The organism is Streptomyces sp. NPDC111656 (assembly GCF_055656965.1).
Genome location: NZ_JBVKCA010000003.1, coordinates 655,946 through 675,079 on the forward strand (window position 1 = coordinate 655,946; position 19,134 = coordinate 675,079).

20 protein-coding genes and 1 pseudogene are annotated in these 19,134 nt (G+C 69.3%); 12 read left to right on the forward strand and 9 right to left on the reverse strand.

From position 1 onward, the window contains the following. Nucleotides 1-95: 95 nt before the first annotated feature. The gene (locus ACZ7M3_RS13205; protein ID WP_472063021.1) at nucleotides 96-2,609 is read right to left on the reverse strand and encodes an ATP-binding SpoIIE family protein phosphatase; all 2,514 of its coding nucleotides are present in this window, start codon (nucleotides 2,607-2,609) and stop codon (nucleotides 96-98) included. 156 nt (nucleotides 2,610-2,765) lie between these two features. Next, nucleotides 2,766-3,130, reverse strand: a pseudogene (locus ACZ7M3_RS13210) (alpha/beta hydrolase fold domain-containing protein); the annotation flags it as partial. Nucleotides 3,131-3,293: 163 nt separating this feature from the next. Here ACZ7M3_RS13210 and ACZ7M3_RS13215 point away from each other — a divergent pair. Further along, nucleotides 3,294-3,482 (forward strand): hypothetical protein, encoded by a 189-nt coding sequence (locus ACZ7M3_RS13215; protein WP_472063023.1) that lies wholly within the window; start codon nucleotides 3,294-3,296, stop codon nucleotides 3,480-3,482. Here ACZ7M3_RS13215 and ACZ7M3_RS13220 read toward each other — a convergent pair. Then, nucleotides 3,472-3,807, reverse strand: a complete 336-nt coding sequence (locus tag ACZ7M3_RS13220) for a winged helix-turn-helix transcriptional regulator (protein ID WP_472063025.1) — start codon at nucleotides 3,805-3,807, stop codon at nucleotides 3,472-3,474. The two genes, ACZ7M3_RS13215 and ACZ7M3_RS13220, sit on opposite strands and share 11 nt — an antisense overlap. A 64-nt stretch (nucleotides 3,808-3,871) precedes the next feature. On the opposite strand from ACZ7M3_RS13220, the gene ACZ7M3_RS13225 reads away from it, so the two are divergent. Together ACZ7M3_RS13225 and ACZ7M3_RS13230 are read left to right on the forward strand one after the other, a co-directional pair. Beyond that, nucleotides 3,872-4,717: an SDR family oxidoreductase gene (locus tag ACZ7M3_RS13225; RefSeq protein WP_472063027.1), complete on the forward strand. Its 846-nt coding sequence runs from the start codon at nucleotides 3,872-3,874 to the stop codon at nucleotides 4,715-4,717. Nucleotides 4,718-5,151: 434 nt separating this feature from the next. Further along, nucleotides 5,152-5,544, forward strand: coding sequence for a hypothetical protein (locus ACZ7M3_RS13230; protein ID WP_472063029.1), 393 nt, complete (start codon nucleotides 5,152-5,154; stop codon nucleotides 5,542-5,544). A gap of 338 nt (nucleotides 5,545-5,882) precedes the next feature. On the opposite strand, the gene ACZ7M3_RS13235 is transcribed toward ACZ7M3_RS13230, so the two are convergent. Further along, nucleotides 5,883-6,404 (reverse strand): nucleoside deaminase, encoded by a 522-nt coding sequence (locus ACZ7M3_RS13235; protein WP_472063031.1) that lies wholly within the window; start codon nucleotides 6,402-6,404, stop codon nucleotides 5,883-5,885. A gap of 339 nt (nucleotides 6,405-6,743) precedes the next feature. On the opposite strand from ACZ7M3_RS13235, the gene ACZ7M3_RS13240 reads away from it, so the two are divergent. From ACZ7M3_RS13240 to ACZ7M3_RS13250, 3 genes are read left to right on the forward strand one after another with little or no spacing between them, the layout of a single operon-like run. Beyond that, nucleotides 6,744-7,394: a DsbA family protein gene (locus ACZ7M3_RS13240; protein WP_472063033.1), complete on the forward strand. Its 651-nt coding sequence runs from the start codon at nucleotides 6,744-6,746 to the stop codon at nucleotides 7,392-7,394. Nucleotides 7,395-7,438: 44 nt separating this feature from the next. After that, nucleotides 7,439-8,251 (forward strand): MBL fold metallo-hydrolase, encoded by an 813-nt coding sequence (locus ACZ7M3_RS13245; protein ID WP_472063035.1) that lies wholly within the window; start codon nucleotides 7,439-7,441, stop codon nucleotides 8,249-8,251. Nucleotides 8,252-8,253: 2 nt separating this feature from the next. Further along, nucleotides 8,254-9,138: an MIP/aquaporin family protein gene (locus ACZ7M3_RS13250; RefSeq protein ID WP_472063037.1), complete on the forward strand. Its 885-nt coding sequence runs from the start codon at nucleotides 8,254-8,256 to the stop codon at nucleotides 9,136-9,138. Here ACZ7M3_RS13250 and ACZ7M3_RS13255 read toward each other — a convergent pair. The 3 genes from ACZ7M3_RS13255 to ACZ7M3_RS13265 all read right to left on the reverse strand — a co-directional run bounded on the left by ACZ7M3_RS13255 (nucleotide 9,029) and on the right by ACZ7M3_RS13265 (nucleotide 11,834). Next, the gene (locus ACZ7M3_RS13255) at nucleotides 9,029-9,970 is read right to left on the reverse strand and encodes a helix-turn-helix domain-containing protein (RefSeq protein ID WP_472063039.1); all 942 of its coding nucleotides are present in this window, start codon (nucleotides 9,968-9,970) and stop codon (nucleotides 9,029-9,031) included. The two genes, ACZ7M3_RS13250 and ACZ7M3_RS13255, sit on opposite strands and share 110 nt — an antisense overlap. Before the next feature lie 132 nt (nucleotides 9,971-10,102). After that, nucleotides 10,103-10,984 carry a M20/M25/M40 family metallo-hydrolase gene (locus tag ACZ7M3_RS13260; protein ID WP_472063041.1) on the reverse strand — a complete coding sequence of 294 codons (882 nt, stop codon included), beginning with the start codon at nucleotides 10,982-10,984 and terminating at the stop codon, nucleotides 10,103-10,105. Between the two features lie 61 nt (nucleotides 10,985-11,045). Further along, nucleotides 11,046-11,834 carry an amidohydrolase family protein gene (locus ACZ7M3_RS13265; protein ID WP_472063043.1) on the reverse strand — a complete coding sequence of 263 codons (789 nt, stop codon included), beginning with the start codon at nucleotides 11,832-11,834 and terminating at the stop codon, nucleotides 11,046-11,048. A 696-nt stretch (nucleotides 11,835-12,530) separates the two neighbouring features. Here ACZ7M3_RS13265 and ACZ7M3_RS13270 point away from each other — a divergent pair. From ACZ7M3_RS13270 to ACZ7M3_RS13290, 5 genes are all read left to right on the forward strand, one after another. Continuing rightward, on the forward strand, nucleotides 12,531-14,027 hold the full coding sequence (locus ACZ7M3_RS13270) for a MarR family transcriptional regulator (protein ID WP_472063045.1): 1,497 nt from the start codon (nucleotides 12,531-12,533) through the stop codon (nucleotides 14,025-14,027). Then, nucleotides 14,024-14,596, forward strand: coding sequence for a helix-turn-helix domain-containing protein (locus tag ACZ7M3_RS13275; RefSeq protein WP_472063047.1), 573 nt, complete (start codon nucleotides 14,024-14,026; stop codon nucleotides 14,594-14,596). The genes ACZ7M3_RS13270 and ACZ7M3_RS13275 overlap by 4 nt, the downstream gene beginning before the upstream one ends. Before the next feature lie 182 nt (nucleotides 14,597-14,778). After that, entirely contained in the window at nucleotides 14,779-15,492 is a 714-nt protein-coding gene (locus ACZ7M3_RS13280; protein ID WP_472063049.1) for a ParA family protein, read from the forward strand. After that, a complete protein-coding gene (locus tag ACZ7M3_RS13285) occupies nucleotides 15,489-16,262 on the forward strand; it encodes a hypothetical protein (protein ID WP_472063051.1) in 774 nt (257 codons plus the stop codon). The genes ACZ7M3_RS13280 and ACZ7M3_RS13285 overlap by 4 nt, the downstream gene beginning before the upstream one ends. A 125-nt stretch (nucleotides 16,263-16,387) precedes the next feature. Further along, on the forward strand, nucleotides 16,388-16,699 hold the full coding sequence (locus ACZ7M3_RS13290) for a hypothetical protein (RefSeq protein ID WP_472063053.1): 312 nt from the start codon (nucleotides 16,388-16,390) through the stop codon (nucleotides 16,697-16,699). A gap of 199 nt (nucleotides 16,700-16,898) precedes the next feature. Here ACZ7M3_RS13290 and ACZ7M3_RS13295 read toward each other — a convergent pair whose 3' ends face one another. After that, nucleotides 16,899-17,522 carry a hypothetical protein gene (locus ACZ7M3_RS13295; protein ID WP_472063055.1) on the reverse strand — a complete coding sequence of 208 codons (624 nt, stop codon included), beginning with the start codon at nucleotides 17,520-17,522 and terminating at the stop codon, nucleotides 16,899-16,901. A gap of 59 nt (nucleotides 17,523-17,581) precedes the next feature. Further along, nucleotides 17,582-18,496, reverse strand: coding sequence for a SpoIIE family protein phosphatase (locus tag ACZ7M3_RS13300; protein ID WP_472063057.1), 915 nt, complete (start codon nucleotides 18,494-18,496; stop codon nucleotides 17,582-17,584). A gap of 139 nt (nucleotides 18,497-18,635) precedes the next feature. Between ACZ7M3_RS13300 and ACZ7M3_RS13305 the strand changes: the two genes are divergently transcribed. Then, complete coding sequence (locus ACZ7M3_RS13305; protein ID WP_382028823.1) at nucleotides 18,636-18,767, forward strand: hypothetical protein; 132 nt, start codon at nucleotides 18,636-18,638, stop codon at nucleotides 18,765-18,767. The last annotated feature ends 367 nt before the right edge of the window (nucleotides 18,768-19,134 follow it).

Genomic DNA, 19,134 nt, shown 5'->3' on the forward strand with positions numbered 1-19,134 from the left:
CCCCACCCGGGGGCCGGTCGGCGCAAGCGTCGGCTTGCCGCGAGCGACGCCTTTCAACGCGAGCGACGCCTTTCAAAAGGACGCCACGAGGCTGATCAGGATCCCGGCGGTAGTTCCTGCTCGGTCCAGATGCACTTGCCGTCGCCGAGGAAGCGGGTGCCCCAGCGCTGTGAGAGCGCGGCGACCAGGTGCAGACCCCGACCGCCCTCGTCCGTGTACCCGGCGCGCCGGATACGCGGGGTGGTGAGGCTGTGGTCGTAGACCTCGCAGATCAGTGACCGGCTGCGCAGGAGACGGAGGCGGGCGGGTCCCTGGGCGTGCCGGATCACGTTGCCGACCAGCTCGCTCACCAACAGCTCGGTGGTCATGGTCAGTTCGTCCAGGCCCCAGTCCGCGAGCTGGTGACGGACTTCGGCGCGGGCCTGTCCGGCTGCCTTGGGGTCGTCGGGCAGGTCGTACGTGACGACGTCGCCCGCGGCCGTTCCACGGGGGCGGATGATGAGCAATGCGGCATCGTCGGTGGTCTGCTCCTGGTCGGGCACCAGGTCCGCGACGATGCGGTCGCACAGCTCGTCAAGGCCGCCGCTGTCGGCGCCCTGCTCTTCCGCGGAATACGGGATAGGGAGTACTTGGTCGGCCAGGATCCCTCTCAGCCGGTCCAGGCCTTCGTCGATGTCCCTGGTGGCGGACTCGACAAGGCCGTCCGTGCAGAACACCAGGAGGCACCCGTCGGGCAGATCCACCTCGTGGACGTCGAAGGGCGGTTCGGCGGCCCCGAGCGGTGGGTTGACGGTCAGCGCAAGTCTTCGCACGGTGCCGTCCGGGTGCACCATGAGCGGCGGCGGATGGCCGGCCAGTGAGAACGCACAGGTACGGGTGACCGGGTCGTACACGGCGTAGGCGAAAGTGGCGTAGTGGTCGTGGCCGAGGTCGCCGACGAGTTCGTTGAGGTGGCCGAGCAGTTCCTCCGGCTCCTTGTCCAGGTCGGCGAGAGTACGGACCGCCGTACGCAGCCGGCCCATGGTCACTGCTTCGGTGATGCCGTGCCCCATGACGTCACCGATCACCATGGCCACGCGGTCGGCGGACAGCGGGATCACGTCGTACCAGTCGCCGCCCACTTCCTCCCCGCCGTGCCCTGCGGGGAGGTAGCGGGCCGCGGCGGTGACCGCGGGCAGGGAGGGAAGTGTTCTGGGCAGCAGGTCTCGTTGGAGTCCCTGAGCACGGGTGTGCTCGACGTCGTAGAGCCGGGCTCGTTCCAGGGCCTGGGCGACCAGGCCGCTCAAGGCTGTCAGCAGGGTCCGTTCCTCCTCGCTGAAGAGGCGCGGCCGGGCGAAGGAGATCACGCAGCAGCCAATGGCGTGCCCCGAGGCGATGAGCGGCAGGAACGCCCATGCCTGCATGAGCGACGTCGCGGTCAGGTTCTCCAGATTCGGATAGAACTCGATGAAGTCCGCCGGGGACTGTACGAATGCGGGAGTTCGTGTACGCAGCACCCCGGTGACCGCGGTGTTGGCGGCTAGGGGAATGCCGTCGACCTTGCTGAGGAAGTCCTGTGAGTAGCCGACGGAGTCGACGACGCGCACCCGTCCGGCCTCCAGTGCCTCCACCACAAGTCCGTCGGCGCCGAGGGGCGGCAGCACGTGCTCAGCGACCGCCCGGACCACGTCCCTGGACGTCACGGCCTCGGCGAGGGCCATGGTCAGCTCGCTCATCCGGGCGGTGCGCTCGGTCAGCACCCGCTCCGTCGCCGGGGGGCCGGTCAGCCCCAGACGGCGGTCGTTGACATCGACGAACAGGACCCCGTGCCCGCTGCCCGGCACGGGGGTGAGCCGGACGTGGTAGAGCCGCTGGTCAGTCGGCCAGCGCACGTCGAACCCGACCGGGCTGCCCTCCGCGGCCGCACGTCGGCACTGGGCCTCCAGGCCGTGCGCATAGGTGGCGGAGAGGTCCCACAGTACGGTGCCGAGCCGTACCCGATCCGTATCGAGCAGGCGCTCGGCCTCCTCGTTGGCGAAGGTGATCCGCCAGTTTTCGTCGACTGTCAGGAAACCGTCCCGTAGACCCCGCAGCGTACGAAGAACTGGGTCCCCCACGGCGTGCGTGCCCTCGGACGCCGGGCGGGCCGGTCCGGCGAGACGTTCGGCGGCCCATACGGCCATCGACCGGAGCAGGGACCACTGGGCGGGATCAGGCTCCGTCGGCTCCAGGGTGAACACCGAAAGCGCGCCTGCCGGACCGCTGGGGCCAGGCAACGGTACGGACGCCGTGCCCGATGCCCGGATCCCCGTGCGGTCCCCGGGCAGCCAGACACCGGCGCCCCCTCGGACGGCACGGGCGGGAGCGCTGTCGCCATCTTCTGGGAGCACGGCCCAGGCCTCGGCTGCAGCCGGGGCAAGCCCGCTCACCGCCATGAGCTGCAGGGCCCCGGCGGCGTCCCGTCGGTGGGCCGCACCGCCGAGCCCCCTGAGATCTGCGGTCGCCTGTTGCAGAGCCAGCAGCAGAGCCTGGGTGCCAGACAGTCCCTCGTCCGCCGAGGCCAGCAGCGCAAGCCGGGCCGACTCCCGTGCCCCGGCAAGGGCCGCACGCTCCGCGGATTGAGCCGACATGGTCGCCTCCTGCTCCCAGCCTGCCCGCGGGGCGGTGGCGCACCCATGTCGCGTGTGCCCACGGCCGCGAGCCTCAGGTCACCCACGGTAGTTCCAGACGGCTTCCATGGCACCGCGCCGCGGGATTCCCCTCCGTATGCCGGTAGTGCCGTCAGTTCATGCCTGGACCGGAGCCTGAGGCAGGAGGGGGCAGTCAGAGTGCAGGGCCGTGCGCAGAGTGACGACGGCCTGATTGATCGCGGCCTCGGCCGCATGGGTTTCGCGTAGGGCGTTGAGCATCACGCAGTCGTGGATGATCCCTGGTAGCGGACCGCGGTGACGGGCACGCCCGCCTGGCGGAGCTTGTTGGCGTAGGCCTCGCCCTCGTCACGCAGGACGTCGGCCTCGGCGGTGATGACGAGGGCCGAGGGCAGATCGCGCAGCTGCTCGACCGAGGCGCGGAGAGGGCTCGCGGTGATCTCGTCGCGCTGCTTCTCGTCGGACGTGTGCTGGTCCCAGGACCACCGCATGGCGTCTCGGCGATGTGCACCGGCTGACGCCCCGGGCGTTTCGCCTGTGGGTGGATGTGGGCCTTCGGGGACATGACGCGCGCGGCGTCCCTTCCAGCGGGAGGGGTCGGCCGGAGTCGCGCAACACGGCCTTCGCAGAGTTCCCGTTCTCCTCGAGGGTCCGCCTGGCTGAGGGGTGGCGCGGAGGGAGGAGCATCGTGAACGGCTCGACGCGATCGTGGCGGAGCTGCTGGGCGAACACGGTCTGCTGCTGCGCTTCGAGGAGGTCGTTCACCACGACGACAACGACTCCCTGCGGCAGAGGCTCATGTCCTCGGCGTGGCTGCGTTTGCACCGCCAGGCGGGGAGCCATGTCAGGCCGTGACGTCGGCCTCGGGATCCGGCACCGCCGTGGCCCAGGTGCCCATGGCTTCCAGAACATCGCGCAGCCCCTCGCCGAGAGGGGTCAGGGCGTACTCGACGCGCGGCGGGATCTCCGCGTAGGTCGTGCGGGTGACGATGCCGTGCCGCTCGAACTGGCGCAGTCGGCTGGTCAGGGTGTGCGGGCTGATGCCGGGCAGGGCCTCGCGCAGCTGGGTGAAGCGGTGGGGTCCGTGCAGCAGCTCGCGCACGATCAGGGTCGCCCACGGCCCGTTGAGGAGGACGAGGAACCGGGCGACACCGCACTCAGGGAGGCAGGGATCAGTCACAGTTTTGACCGTACCCCATTAGTGCAGTTGATGCAACTGGTGCACCTCATGCACTAATGGCGCCATGACCTACGTGATTCATGGCGCGACTGGTGCCCAGGGTGCCCCCGTCGTCGCCACCCTCGCCGCCGCGGGCAAGTCCGCGACCGCTCTGACCCGAAAGCCCGACGTCGTCGTGGACGGCGCCCAGCGCGTCGTAGCCGCCGACTACGGCTCCACCGCCGAACTGACCGAGGCCTACCGCGGCGCTGACGGAGTGTTCGTCCACTTGCCGGTGGTCTCCGAAGAGGACCGCCAGGCCTACGCGCGCAACATCGTCTCCGCTGTCCGCGCGGCCCGCCCGGCCCGAGTGGTGTTCTCCACCAGTGGTGCCCCCGTCGACCCCGAAACCGGCGGCGCGGCCGCAACACTGGCCAGCGGCCTGGCGGACACCGGGGTGTCCCATGCGGTGATCACGCCCACGCTCTACCTGGAGAACCTGCTCATGCCCTACTTCCTCGACACGGTCCGCGAGCGAGGCGTGCTGCCCTACCCGATCCGTGCCGACTTCCCGGCTTCCTGGGCGTCGCACCTGGACATCGCCGATGCCGTCGCCTCGCTGTTCGACCGCCCGGACATCACCGGCGTGGTCTCCGTCGGCCAGTACCCGGCGATCACCGGACCGGACCTGGCCGAGGCGTTCGGCGCCCACTTCGGCAAGGACGTGGTCTTTGAGCAGATCACCCCCGAGCAGTTCCGCGGCTCTGTCGCACCTTTGATCGGCGAAGGCCCCGCCGCCGACGTCGCCGGATTCTACGCGGCCATGAGCACGCTTCCGGACCGCTCGATCACACCCGAGAACTCCGCCCAGACGCTGCTCGGCATCACCCCCCGCACCACCGGACGGTGGCTGACCGACATCGGCCTCTGACCGTAACCACTATCGGCTTCGGCCGAGTTCGTCAGGCAGGGCTTGGCAAGCCGCCGTATTCGTTGGACGGTCTGCCAAGCCCTCAAGTCACGCTGAATGCCTACGTCAAGGCTCGCCCGCTTCAACACGCCGAACTTGACAGGGAACGCCGCAGAGCCGACCGAGGGGTCACTGCTCCTGGCCGACCAGTTCTGCTTCACCCTGTACGCCGCTTCCTGGGCGGTCACCACCCGCTACCGGCCGCCTGCTGGACGGATTCGGTCTGCCCCCCGCAGTACCTGGCGATGCTCGTCCTCTAGAAGCAGGACTCGATCTCGGTGAGCGATTTGGGGGCAGCTCTGCACTTGGAGTCCAGCGCGCTGTCGCCGCTCCTGAAGCGCTTCGAAGCGGGGGCCTGCTGCGACACGAGCGACGCCCCAAGGACGAACGTTTCTGTGGCTGTCCGCCTCACCGAGGCCGGCATCGAACTCCGGGACACAGCGCACACGGTCCCTGTCGCGATCGGTCAGGCGGTGGGCCTGACCGCGGAGCAGGACATCGCAGCCAAGGAGCCGAAGGAGCGCAGGACCGCGTGGGTGGCGATGTTGGGGACGCTGATGAACTCGTCGGGTGGATCGCACGCCTGGGCACCCGTCGCGCACACCGAGGGATGTGAGCTCGCGACAACGCTCTTGGTTCGCGCTCTGCACGCCTGTGCCGCAGACGGCCTGACGGCGGTCGGGCTCGAGGTGGACCCCAAGAACCCCACCGACCCCTTGACGATCTATCCGCGCACGGGTTTCGCAGTCACGGCGCGACTCACCGAGTACCAGCTCACCGAAGACTGACGTGATATTGCAACCGGGGATGGGCAGCGGCCGACGCGACCGGCATGGGCAAGCTCCTACCTGTGGCCATCTCCGGCTGCACACAGCCGGCTGCGAAACGCCGGACCATCGCGCAGCGTCCGGCCAAGCGGGCCTCGATTTGAAGAGGTAACCAAGGGGGCCATCCCTGATCGAAGCGCGAGCCGGCGAAGCGGGCGGGATCTGACCGGCCAATTCGCTGCGGGCCCAGCAGCCTTCGGGCTCAGCCATGGTCACACGTGACTTCAGGAACTCCCCGGCCTCCTGGTGACCGAGGGGGCCCGTCAGGTGGTCGGGCGCGCCGTCGGCGAACCCGGATCTCAAGTCGTGCCGGGTGAACCGAGCCCCTGTCCCCAGTATCCGACGTGCACGGCCGCCGCTTCCTCGTACAGGTACGGCCCGGACACCTCCACCGTGCTCCCACCTGCCTCGAAGACCCGGCGGCACGGCAAGTCGAGCAGCGGTTCGCTGGGATCCGCTCCCGCGAGGACATTCAGCTCTGTGGCCGCCAGCGCGTACACAACTCGGCCGACACCGCTCCAGTAGACGGCGCCGGAGCACATCGCACACGGTTCGGTGCTGGTGTACATGGTGGCCTCGACGAGCTGACTCGGTTCCAGCGTGCGCGAAGCCAGCCGCACCAGATTGGTCTCCGCATGACCAGTGAGGTCGCGCTCGGTCAGCACCGTGTTCTCGGCCGTGAGCAGGACGCTTCCAGTGGAGTCGGCCAGCAGCGCGCCGAACGGATGGTTGCCGTTCTTGCGCGCCTGGGCCGCAAGCTCGATGGCTGAGAGCAGGTGGGTTCGGTCCAGATCGGTCAGCGTGTTCAGCGATGGCTGCATTACGCACTCCTCAAGATTGCATCTGGACGGAGGTTATACGTATGACCTCGTCTGCGCCAGAGCCTTGGCTTTCTTTGGGGCAGCCCGTGGGGTGAGCCTGGGGCGTCAGAGCCCCCTGGCGGTACCACCGCGGATTACGCATCCGCGCCACGAAAACCGGGGCAGAGGGCGGCTGCCGGGCGGGAGGCACGGAGAAGGGAGCTCACGAAGCTGTCAGTTTTTCACCATGGCATGTCGTCCTCGTATCCGAGCAGGCCCACGTTCTGACCATAGCTTTGAGCGTGTCAGCCCGGCCGAGACAGGGAGCCGGGTGACGGAATCCGGAAAGGACGACACGCGATGGACTCCGTGGAGCGCATTCCACTGACCTACGCCTTCGATGCCTACTGCGGCTGGTGCTACGGCTTCGGCCCGGCCCTGCACGAGTTCGCCGCCGCCAACGAGGACCGGATCGAGCTGCGGGTGCTGTCCGGCGGCCTGTTCACCGGCTCGCGCGCCCTGCCGGTGTCGGCCTACGCGCACATCCCGGGGGCCAACGAGCGCATCGCCCAGCTGACCGGTGTCACGTTCGGCGACGGCTACCGTGCCGCGCTGGCGGACGGCACCGCGGTCATGGATTCGGCCGATGCTGCCACGGGCCTGGTCGCGCTGCGCAGCCGGCCGGGCGCGAACGCCCTGGATGCCGCCGCCGCGATGCAGCGGGCCTGGTACGTCGACGGCCGTAGCCTCTCCGACGCCGAGGTCTACCGGGACATAGCCGCCGAGCTGGGCCTGGACGCCGACGCGGTGGCGGCCGCATATGCCTCGCCCGCCACCCGTGCCGAGGCGGCGGCCGACTTCCTCAAGGTGCGGCGTCTGGGCGTCGACGGCTACCCGACGCTGCTGCTGCACACCCCACACGGCACCGACCGTCTGGGCGGGCCGGTCTCCTCGGCGGACGCGCTCACCCGCGCTCTGGACCAGCACCTGGCGGCCGTCACAGGCGCCTGAACCCCCACTCCACTCTTTGCAACACCCTGAAAGGCGATACCACCATGTCGACCACCCTGACGTACTCCGTCCACACCGCCGGTGACACCGGCCTGCACAAGTCGTCCGTCCTGATCACCGGCGAGCGCGAGGCGCTCCTGGTCGACGGCCAGTTCACGCTGGCCGAGCAGCACCGGGTCCTGGCGGACATCATCGACAGCGGCAAGGAGCTGACCACCGTTGTGGTCACCACCTCGGACCCCGACTACTACTTCGGCCTGGAAGTGATCCGCAAGGCGTTCCCGGATGTCCGGATCGTCGCCACCGCAACCACGGTGGAGCGGATCAAGGCCAGCTGGGAAAAGAAGCTCAAGACCTGGGCGCATCTGGGCAGGAACCTGCCCGCCGAGGTGATCATCCCCGAGGTGCTGGACGGGGACCGCGTCAGCCTTGAGGGCCACGACTTCGAGCTCCGCGGAGGCCACCCGGACCTGGTGTGGCGCACCGAGTACCTGTGGCAGCCGGAGGACCGCGCGGTCGTGGGCGGGGTGCTGCTCTTCGCCGGTCTGCACGTGTGGACCGCCGACACCTCCACGCCGCGTGAGCGGGCCGCCTGGGCCGAGACGCTCGAGGAGATGGAGCGGCTCGCCCCGCGCTTCGTGGTGGCCGGCCACCGCTCCGCCGACTCTCCCACCGACGCCTCCGTGATCGCCTACACCCGCACCTACCTCGCCGAGTTCGAGAAGGAACTGGCCGCGAGCGGCAATAACTCCGAGGCGCTGAAGGCCGCGCTCCTCGAGCGTTACCCGGACCTGGGCCTGCTGGTGGCCCTGGACCTGGGCACCAAGGTCGCCACCGGCGAGATGACCTGGGGCTGACGATGCTCACCTCTGCCCGTGTGTCCGCGCGGCGGGCCACCGGGACGACGTCCGGCGGCACCGGCACAGCCGGCGCCGCCGGGAGGCCCGCGGCCCTGGTCGGCGCGACCGCCCGGGCCGCGGCCGCCGTGGAGTTCGCGCTCACCGGCGGCGTGCTGTTCGTCCTGGTCACCGCCGTCCGATGGGTGATGGCCTCCCCGCTCAGCCGGGCCCTGCCGGAACCACACCTCCAGCTCACGGCCGTGGCCGTGATCGTCGGGACGGCGCTCGCGTGGGCGCTGTCCTCCCCGTGGGGCCGTTACTCCGGGGGCCACCTCAACCCGGCCGTCACCCTCGCCCTGTGGCTGACCGGCGCCTTCCCCGGCTGCCGTGTCCTGCCCTACGTCACCGCCCAGCTCACAGGTTCCCTGGCCGGCACCGGCCTGGCCCGCCTCGTGTGGGGCCCGGTCGTCGGCGCCCGTATGGACTACGCCGCGGTCCAGCCCACCCCCACCTGGCCGACCGCCGCCGTGTTCCCCGCCGAAGCCGCGGCCACCGCAGCGATCCTCAGCGTCGCCCTGCTGCTGATGTCCCGCCCCGCGTCGGCGCGCTGGATCCCGCTCGCCCTGCCCGCCGCCACCGCCGTCGTCATCGTCACCCTCGGCGCCCTCACCGGCGGATCCGCCAACCCCGCCCGCCAGTTCGGCCCCGCCCTCTGGGCCCACCAGCCCGTCTACTGGTCACACCTGTGGGTCTATCTGGTGGCACCCCTCGCCGGGGCGGCCCTCACCGCCCTGGTCACCCGATACTGGGCACATCGCCCCCGCCACTCTCCGAGGAGCGGCCCCGCATGGTCGCACGGAAAGCGATCGGAGACTGACCGGTGCGCTGATGGAAGAACTTGCTGAAATTGGTGGCGCTGGTGAAACCGAGCTGCGCCGCGATCCGGGAGGCCGACTGGTCGCCGTGCGCCAGGAGGCGTCTGGCCTCCAGGATCACGCGCCGGTCGATGAACTCCTTCGCTCCCACCCCCGCGCCGGCCAGCGTGGCCCGGGACAGCGTGCGGGGCGAGTAGCCCAGAGCCCGGGCGTAGTCATCCAGGCGGCGCGTCCGGGTGAAGCCGCGTTCGACCGCGTCACGGAAGTGCACGAAGCTCTCCCCCGGCTCCGGGGCCGGGCTGCCGACCGGCGCGGTGCGCTGCGAAAGGCGCAGCACCACAACCGCCAGCAGATGGCGCAGCACCGCCACATGAGCTTCCAGCGGAATGCCACGCAGCGCCTGGAACTCGAGTGCCAGATGATTCACGGCCATCTCCAACGCGTGGCCGTCCTCGGGGTCGGGAATCTGGAGCACGGGTGCGTGCGGATCATCCACGCGCGCTGCTGCCACGGTGCCCGGATCGACGAAATCGCGCTCGAAGAGAACCAGGGTGCCCTCGGCGTCGTGCAGATCACCCCACTGCTGCACCTGGCCGGGCCGGACCCACAGCCACGAGCCCGGCTTGAGGGCGTAGCCGGTGAAATCCACCGTGTGCCACAAGGAGCCACTGGAGAGAGTGATCAGGTGGTGGAACGTCGGCCGCTGAGGTGCCTGCAGCCCCGCCCCGCCCATGCGGACGGCGGCCCGCTCCCGCAACTGCGCCAGAGACATGACCTCGACGCCGGTCGGAACGCCGACCGGCGGAGCAAAGCCGACGTCCGCGATCTCGCGCGGACCGTCAGGTCGTTTTCTCACCGTCACCAGTACTCACCATGTAAGGAGCCCAGCCTGTCCAGCCCTCAGTCTGAGGGGCGGGTGGCCGGTACAGGCTGCGGTCGGATGCCACCAACCGCAGCATAAGAGGTCCTGACAGAAGTGGTTGATCATGCAGTGTCACGAAGTCAAGGACTCGATGACGGTGTTTCTGACGCGCCTTCTGCCACTCGATGTCGCCGGTAGCAGCGGCCGCAGCAGGAACGTGAACGCCCTGGCAGCACGGGGCGGGCAGACGCGGCGCCTCGGGCATGTCGGTGCGTTCTGGTCCACCGGACGAGGCAGGCGTGCTGGTGTGCCTGTGGCCCCGGCCGGGGCCACAGGCAAAGGCCACCCTGCTGTCAGGCGGCGAAGGAACTCGTCCAGGACCCGGACCCCGAAGCGGATGGAATCCACGGGCACACGCTCGTCGACGCCGTGGAAGAGTCCCGCGAAGTCCAGGTCGGGAGGCAGCAGAAGGGGGGAGAACCCGAAGTTCCGGATACCGAGTCGTGCGAAGCGTTTCGCGTCGGTCCCGCCCGACATCATGTACGGCAGCACGACCGCGTTCGGGTCGTGATGGAGCAGTGCGCCGACCATGGTGTCGACGATGTCGCCGTCGAACGTCGTGGCGAGGCTCTCCTGTTCGTGCCATTCCAGCTCGATGCCGGGGCCGAGAAGCTGGGCCAGTTCGGCGTCGAATGCCTCCCGGCGGCCGGGTAGTACGCGGCAGTCGACCTCGGCCTCCGCGATCGCCGGGACCACGTTCGACTTGTAGCCGGCGTTCACGACCGTGACGTTGGCTGTGTCGCGGATCGTCGCCCCGATGATCCGCCCGATTCCACCGAGGCGAGCCACGATGTCCTCGGCCTGCCTGTCCTCGGTGAAATCCCATCCACCGGCCTTGCTGATCCCTTCCAGGAACTGGCGCACCGTCGGGGTAAGGGTGAGGGGGAACCGGTGTTCGGTCAGTGTGGCGAGCGCTTCGCCGAGCCGGCCGATCGGGTTGTCCTCGGCCAGCATGGAGCGTGACCGGCCACTCCGCGGGTGCGGATTTTCAACGAGCGCTTGCTTTTCTCGGCGGTCATGATGAGATACGCCCGGGCCCCGTTGTCCAGGCTGTGAGAGAAGCCGCCGACCTCACCGATCGCCTCGGTGACTCCGTCCAGTAGGTCCCGGTGCTTCTCGACGAGATACACCGATCCATGCTGGTCGCGCTCAGGAAGTCGGCGTGAATGACGTAGTGCCGAGGATCCGCGTTCGGGGCGTCGCGCTGGGCCTTCAGGAACCCCGCGACGACCGCGTCGATCGCGCGGTCACCGGTGACATGGACGCCGACCTGATAGCCGGACCGATGTGCGTGCGCGATCATCTCGTGAAGCTCGGCGACGCGTACGTCGTCGGTCGGTCCGTGCGTCGTGAGGCCCCCGTGTCCGCCGTCCTCGTACGGCTCGCTCATCCACGATGTGCGGTTCGGCGGGATGCCGTCCGCGAAGATCTTCACCCCGGCGATGTGGAAACGAGAGCGGTCCGCGACGCCTTCGCTGGGCCACCCGTCCAGGGCGTTCCTGAAATCGGCGGCGGTGTCGACCGGCCATTGCGGCAGCAGGAGCCCTGCGACACGGGCCGAAAGTCTGCTCTCAGCGGCCAGCTTCTCGTAGGCGCGGACTTCGGGAACCGTCAGCCCGGGGTCGGTGAAGCTGGTGATGCCGCGCCGGTTGCACTCGGAAACCGCGGCCTCGATGGTGGCGCGGAGTTCGTCTTCGGTGGGGGCGGGGATCGCCTCGTTGAACACGGCGACCGCGGCTTCCCGGACGATGCCGCTCGGCCCGCCGTCGTCCGTCTCGACGATGCCACCGGGCGGCGATGCCACCGTGGAGCCCAGACCGATGGCCGCGAGCGTGGCCTGCCGCTGACGGGGTCAGCGCGCCTGCCAGACCGGGGTGCGCTTCTCGGCGAAGGCCCGGGGGCCGCCCGAAGGAGTCCGAGGTACTTCTCGTTGCCGAGCGCGGCTCACCAGGGACTCTCCAAGCACTCTTCCGTGACACGGAAGCCGTATTGCGCCCCCGTGCGACCGGTCCCGACGATGTCGCCACGACCCAAAGACGGGAGCCGAACGCCATGCCTCACATGACCGCCTTCGCCAGGAACCAGTGGTACAGCTAGCGCATCTTTCTGACCTGCGCTTGTGTGGGGGGCGATGAGGCTGTGACCTGCTAGGACGGGTTGCAGAGGCGAGCGGAGGCAGTCAGAGGAAATCGCTCTGATTCGACCCCGGTTCGACCCGGTCCGCTCAGAGGCAGTCAGAGGCAGCGACCTCTGCAACTGGGCTCTGAGGGACCTGAGTTGGCCGGTGTGGATCAGAGTGGACCATTCTGGCGGTGCTCTGTTTCGACCTCGGTCGAGCTGTGATGGGGACGCCTGCCTCCGCTCGGAGCCGGGCTTACAAAAGCCTCCAGGACGGCCATCCTGGGGACCTTGCCGGGGTCGACGGAGGTCGGTTCCGGATGCCGCCCGTGGTTTTTAGCGGGCCTGGGTGGCGTCCACGTCTTTGCGAGACGACCTCACCGTGCCAGACAGCACCCATAACGCCCTCTCTCGACGTCACTCGACCCAATTCCACGGCATTAGGGAACACGCCCAACTGCCGTCGGCTGCGACCGATCTCATTCTGCTCGGCGACCTCACCGGCCGCTACGCCACCGGCAGTTACAGCAGGCTCAACACTGACGGCCGAACCGTGGCGCTGCGAGACGACCGCCAGGGCTCGGCCGAGCACGGACACCGGATCACCGCGGCCATCGCCTGCCACGTGGCCCGCGCCGGCGGCCCGGTCGACCAGCTCACCCGACTTCTGCTGCACCCCGACCACGAGGGCGGACGGCACGCCCGGAACATCGCGCTGCGCTCTGGGCAGGCCAGGGCCCTGGACTACATCCGCCGGGTGTGGGCCAGCGCTACAAAAACGGTCAGCACCACCACGGCGCTGGGCTCCCGTCACGACGTCTACGAGGCCCTCGCCGCCCTGCGCGACCGCATCGAAACCACGCCCTGGCGCGGGGAGCGAGGACGGACCGCGCTGCGGGTGCTGCGGGCCCATCTGACCTTCGCCGAGATCGCGGGCGGCCCTCTGCACCACGCCAGCGAGCGGCAGACCGCGGAGGAAGCGGGCATCTCCCGCACCACCTTGCGGGCCGTCTACGACACGGTCCTCAAACCAGGCGGCTGGCTGCGCAGGCTGCGGGTCGGCCACGGCCGCGAGGGCTCCACCTGGTACCTGGACCACGGCAGCGCCGACGGACACGGTGTCTCTGCTTCGTTGTCTCGTGGCCGGACCACTCAGTTCCCCCCCGACCTGGCACTTGAGGAGTGGCCTACCCCTGAGACCGCCACGGCCGACATTGACTCCACGGTACTCGGCCGTCTGATGGGCCACGACGCCTTCGCCCACCACGCCCTCGGCAACGCCGCCCTCATGCTCATCAGCGCCCTGCACCAGCACCCCGACCAGACGGTTGCTGAGCTCGTCGGCACCTCCTCGGTCTCCCGCGCCACCACCTACCGGACCCTGAAACGCCTCGCCGACCACGGCCTCGTCCAGCACACCGGGGAGATCTGGACCCTCGCACCACGTGCGCTGGAGGGCTTCGGTATCCGCCTCCCGGACGCCGACAAAGGCCACACGCCCGCGCAGGGCTGGACCAACATCGCCGAGCAACACGGCACCTGGGGCGTCGCAGCCCGGCGCAAGGCCCTGCACACGGCGGAGCGTGAGGCCTACCAGACGGAACTGGGCCGGCTCGCGGAACACCGCAGCAGGGCTGTCGTGATCGTCCGCGACGGCCGTCCGGTCCTGGTGCCCGTGCCGCGCCCCGACGAAATCCCGGCTGCGTGGCACACCCCGGACGGGCGTGTCCTCGACCCGGTCACAGGCCGTCCGGCCGCTGACTGGCGGGTCGCCACGGACGGCCGCCTGATCCTCATAACCCCAGCCGACCAGCGCAGTTACAACGAGCTGGCCGCCGCCCATGCCGAAGCCCTCAGCGAATGGGAGTCAGTCGCATGAACCCAAAGCCCCCGGTCACCTCCACCGCAAGCGAGGCCGTGACGCCCCAAGCCCTGCGCAAGCAGTACGAGTCCGGCGCCACGGTCGAAGAACTCGTCACCGCCAGTGGCCTGTCCTACGGCACGGTCCTCAACCGGCTGCATGAGGCCGGAACCGTCATGCGCACCTCCTGGCAGACCCGCAGGATGCGCCAGAACCCGCAAGCCCGCCAGCGCCTCGCGGCTCGTCTTCGCACCCTGTACGAGCAGCACGGGGCCACCCTGGCCGAACTCGCCGCAACAGCGGGCGAGACAAGGCGTGGTGCCCGGCGTCTGCTGATCGAGGCCGGCGGCAGCGTCCGCACCACGCAGCAGACGCTGCGGATTCGCGCTGCAGCGCGGGCTGCTGAGCGGCAAAAGCTCGCGCTATCCCTGCGGGCACGGTACGAGGCCGGCGCCACGGTGCCGGACCTCGCCAAGGAGTGCAACTACTCCCTCGCCACGGTCTACCGGCTCCTGCAGCAGGCGGGCACCCGCATGCGGCCCAAGCACAACCACGGCCCGGCCCGCAGCCCGAGGAAGCGGTCATGAGCGCGCCCGCAGGTGTTCACGGCGGGGCCCCGCAGAACAAGGGATCAACGGTGCGCCATCCCGGACACGGCACGGCAGCACGGGCCCCTCCGCCGTCGGCCGACACCCCCCACCGAACGTCGGCCATCACGCCGGCGCACGCAAGTCAACGAACCTTTCCAGATTCAGGAGATCAAGCACACGTGAGTGAGAACACTCGTACCAAGACCCTGGCCGCGGCCACGGCCGGCGCCTGGGACGCCTTCGTCATCGTCGTCGGCATGCTCAAGGGCGGCACCGGCAAGACCACCTCCGCCTGGTTCATCGCCCTCTACTACGCCGTCGTCCTCGGCCTCCCGACTCTGCTGCTGGACGCCGACGCCACCAGCCAGTCCGCCTACGACTGGTTCAAGGTCGCCCAGGCAGCCGGCTACGACATCCCCGCCAACCTGGTCGTCGAGCGCTACCCGTTCGACGACATCGCCGAGTACATCCGCACCCAGCGCGCCGAGTTCGGCGCGATCGTAGTCGACGCCGGCGGCGGCAGCGCCCGCATCTTCCACGAGGCCGTCACCGAGGCGAACCTGCTGCTGGTACCGGTCGCCCCCACCAAGATCGAGCGCCGCAAGCTCGTCGCCACCTTCGACGAAGCCGAGCGCGCAGCCGCCCGCAACGAGCACGGCGTCACCGCCCACGTCGTCATGGTCAAGGCCGACGACCGCACCAGCCTGCCCAGCCGCGCGAAGGAGCAGCTCCTCGACCCCGCGCAGGGTGAGGGCATCGGCCCGGACCGCGACGAGCCGTTCCCGCTCGCCGAGACCGCCATCCACTCCTGGGTGCACTACATGGAGGCCTTCGGCGAGATCCCGACCGAACTGAGCGAGTACGCCAACCTGATGAAGGAGCTCACCGCATGAGCGAGAAGAACGAGCGGCCGAAGCCCCCGGCCCGCCGCACCGGCGGGCGTGCCCTGGGCGGGGCCAAGAAGACGACCCCGCCACCCCCTCCCCCGGCCGCCGAACTCACACCCGAGCAGTACGCCGCCGAACAGGCCACCACACAGGGCGAAGTGATTGCTGCTGGCGCACCGCGGGTTCAGCACGCTCTTCCTGCGGCGGCCTTCGAGACACAGGCTCAGGATCTGGCGCAGACCGTCGATACTGCCGAGGCGGGGACGGAATCCGCCGACGGCCTGGCCGAGCGGCAGCCACCGCCGGCGGCCTCGGCTCCCCAGTCCGGAGCGCTTGGGAGCCAGCCCGATCAGTCAGCCGAACTCGATGGGCTGCACAGCCCGTTCCATGCCGCGTCCGCAGTTTCGGGCACGGCGCCGACCGCCGAGGTGGCCATCCGCCCGGCGGTCCCTCCGGCGGCAGCCGGTACAGCGTTCCCGGTCAGGGCCGCTGGTCCCGGGCCCTACCAGGCACAGGACGCGCGACCGCAGGAAGCGCCCAGCGAGGGAGCACCGTACGCTCACGGTCCCGGCCGTCCCAAGGACATCCCCGAGGCCGCCGTCATCCTCAACCAACGCATCATCACGCGCGAGAGCCTCGACTCGTCGGTCCCCACTGCGCTGAAGCTGAAGAAGCGGATCAAACGCTTCGCGCTGGACAACGAACTCGATCACCTGCCCCTTGGCGACATCGTTTCCGTCGCGCTGGACGAGTGGCTCACTACTCGCGGGTTTTGAACCCGAACACGGTGCACGAGGCGGCCGCCCCCATGTCGGGGTGCGGCCGCCCCTTCTGCCGACTATTCCAATAGCCCAATAGGCGGCTAGCTATTCACCTAGCCGGACCGACTGGAGCAGCTCTCGTGCCTGATCACTCCCTGTACGCCCGCCGCCTGCGTGAGATCGCCGACGCGCTCGACGCCGAGGCACAGCCATTCGAAGACGTTCTCGCACCGCACCCGGACACGATGGACACCATCCGCAACCGGCATGCCAGACGGGGGCAACTCAACTACGCCGTTCCTGATGCCCTGCAACTGCAGCGCCGTATCCGCCGCTACAACGCCGACCACGACATAGCTCACGGCGACGTCGTCGCCCTCGCCCTCGACATCTGGCTGCGCGCCAAGGGCTACCCGCCTGATCTCAAACCGCCCGAGGGAGACGCACCGTGAGCCGGCCTCCACGGTTGAGCCCCGGCGGATGGCATCGCCTCAGAGGTCGTGCCACGCCCTGCGCCGAGGAACATTTGCCCCTTTTCAGGCGCCTGCCCCTTTCACGTCCTCAGCGTCGGCGGCGCCCTCCGCTTCCACACCATCGGTGTAGGCCTCGGGCTGCGGCGCGGCGTTGCCAGGCGTGACTGCCCCCTGTTGTCTACCGGGCGCGGTACGTCAACACCGTGCGCGCCGCGATGGCCTTGTCCTCCTCGTCGGTGAGGGCGAACAGACCCATGAGCGCGCTCGCGGCGGTGACATGGTCGACCTGGTCGATGAGGGCACCGTAGTACTGAGTGAGGGCGGCCTGCAGCGGGGCATCGGTATCGGCGACTGCCTCCCTGCCGGCGCGCAGGCCGGTCAGCACGAACGGGAGCGAGGGTGGCGAAATCCAGGGCTGGGTGAGGATCTGCCAGCAAAGCACCTGAAGGTTGCGGTGCCGGTGCGAGGGCAGCGTTGCCCGATGCAGGCCGGCGTACGCGTTGCTGAGCCATGTCGAGGCCTCATACGGCAGAGAGTCAACGATCTGGGAGGCGGCATGCAGCGCGAATGCCGCGGTGGCTTGTGCGTCCGACCATGCACCTGAACGTGACAAAGCTACGGCGACTGCCTTTGCCTGCCAACCGTCAGCCTGCGCCGCAGCCGCGTAGAGATCAACGGCGAACGGGATGTCGACGTAGTAGTGGCGCAGGAGCTCGGCTTTGATGACCAGGGACTCCTGGGGTGCCATCAGCTCGCTTTGCAGGCAGGCGTCGACGAGAGCCAGCGTGCCAAAAGAAGGCACGCCTTGCGACCGTGCGACAGCGCGCACTCTGTACAGCCAGCGACCGCGTTCATGACTGCTTAATGAGTGGACCATTGCGGATCTTCGCTGCAGGGTGGGTCTGTTTCTGCCGGTCGGCGGCGATCGCCGTGCCAGTCCAGTATCAGGACCGTGGCATCGTCTCTGAGGCCGCCATGGCAGGCGTCGAGCACCGCGGCGGTCAGGCTCCGGACGGCTTCTCGCGGGTGCAGCGCGCGGGTGTCGTGAACGAACCCCGCCAGGTCGAGGGCCGCGGCGCCGCGCTCCTGCATTCCGTCGGTGAGCAGGACCAAGCGGTCTCCGGGAAGCAGTTGCAGTTCCTGCACGCGGTATGGGTTGGGTGCCGCCACGCCGAACGGCAGGTTGACGGCCAGTTTGACCTCTTCGATGTCGTCAGCCGGGACCAGCCCGGCGGCGAGGGTGAACTGCTCCGCCTCGCAGCAGGGGGCCGACGGAAGCAGCTGGTGCTGGATCTCCGCCGCCAGGCTGGTCTCGGTGGTGCGCCGGCTCAGGTGGTACAGATCGGTGAAGCGGCCATCCGTGACGATGATGTAGGCCAGCGCGTGTGCCGCGTCGCGGACCTGCCGCAGCACGGTGTCGTCGGCGGACTGCAAGGTCACCTCCAGAACGCCGATGCAGTCACCCCGGTTGGTGACCGGCGTGATGACGCGCCGTCCGCCCTGGCCGTCCGGCTCGACATGCTGGCGCTGGCTCTGCAGAACGCTGTCGTAGACGCTGCCCTGCAGGTCGATCGGCTCGCCCTGGTCGGCGGCCTCGCTGCCGGCCGCGGCGAGGCGTACCAGCCGCTGGCCGATGAGGTCGACGAACAGGAAAGACACACCCTCCGCACCGAACCGCTTCTGCAGATCGCGCGCCACCACGTCCACGGACTCACCGGGCGGGGCCGCTTCCGCAGCGGCCAGCAACTCGCCCAGTTCCAGATCTCCACCCTCCATGGCAACCTCCTATCGGCTGCCGCAACTTCTTCCCCGCATCTCCGCAACGTCACCTGATCTGCCCATCTTGCCTGGTCAGAGGCGGATCCTCTGCGGAAGTCGCTACGCCCCGCCTGACGCTGCAGCTCTGACGGGAGCGGTGGAGGAGCTGGAAATCGTCGCGCTGCGGGTGGTGCCGTGGCTGTGGGAGCTGCCGCTGACTCACCGGCTGTACCACCCGCTGTACGCGGCCTGCGTAGCACTGGGCGTCCCCTTCTGCACCCAGGTCTGACACACGCTCAAGCCTTCGGAGACTGGACGGCCCATCCCCTACATCGACCAGGTGGCCCTGGACTCGGAACCTGCTCGAGCGGGCCGGCCCTGTGTGCCAGGCAGCCCCAACCGCCAGGCACACGCACCTGGGACAAGCCGTCCGGGCTGCCGCCGCAAACCGTCAGGCCGCATCCTGCGCCTCACCCGCACCGCCTCGGTTCAAACCCCACCAGCACCGAGTGCGGTGAAATCAGGGTCACGTCACCTGCCCTGAACTCGGCTGTCGGGGGTACCCGCGCGCTCATCAGATCGTTGGGCGCCATGACGGAGCCCGGCCCATGCGAACAGACAGGGACGGGAGGTGAGGGCCGTGTCGAGCACAGAGC

Excerpts from the sequence above, each read along its gene's own strand:
- ACZ7M3_RS13300 (WP_472063057.1), bottom strand. The coding sequence starts at position 18,496 with ATGGAGGGTGGAGATCTGGAACTGGGCGAGTTGCTGGCCGCTGCGGAA.
- ACZ7M3_RS13245 (WP_472063035.1), top strand. The coding sequence starts at position 7,439 with ATGTCGACCACCCTGACGTACTCCGTCCACACCGCCGGTGACACCGGC.
- ACZ7M3_RS13285 (WP_472063051.1), top strand. The coding sequence starts at position 15,489 with ATGAGCGAGAAGAACGAGCGGCCGAAGCCCCCGGCCCGCCGCACCGGC.
- ACZ7M3_RS13250 (WP_472063037.1), top strand. The coding sequence starts at position 8,254 with ATGCTCACCTCTGCCCGTGTGTCCGCGCGGCGGGCCACCGGGACGACG.
- ACZ7M3_RS13275 (WP_472063047.1), top strand. The coding sequence starts at position 14,024 with ATGAACCCAAAGCCCCCGGTCACCTCCACCGCAAGCGAGGCCGTGACG.
- ACZ7M3_RS13235 (WP_472063031.1), bottom strand. The coding sequence starts at position 6,404 with ATGCAGCCATCGCTGAACACGCTGACCGATCTGGACCGAACCCACCTG.
- ACZ7M3_RS13225 (WP_472063027.1), top strand. The coding sequence starts at position 3,872 with ATGACCTACGTGATTCATGGCGCGACTGGTGCCCAGGGTGCCCCCGTC.
- ACZ7M3_RS13240 (WP_472063033.1), top strand. The coding sequence starts at position 6,744 with ATGGACTCCGTGGAGCGCATTCCACTGACCTACGCCTTCGATGCCTAC.
- ACZ7M3_RS13260 (WP_472063041.1), bottom strand. The coding sequence starts at position 10,984 with ATGCTGGCCGAGGACAACCCGATCGGCCGGCTCGGCGAAGCGCTCGCC.
- ACZ7M3_RS13205 (WP_472063021.1), bottom strand. The coding sequence starts at position 2,609 with ATGTCGGCTCAATCCGCGGAGCGTGCGGCCCTTGCCGGGGCACGGGAG.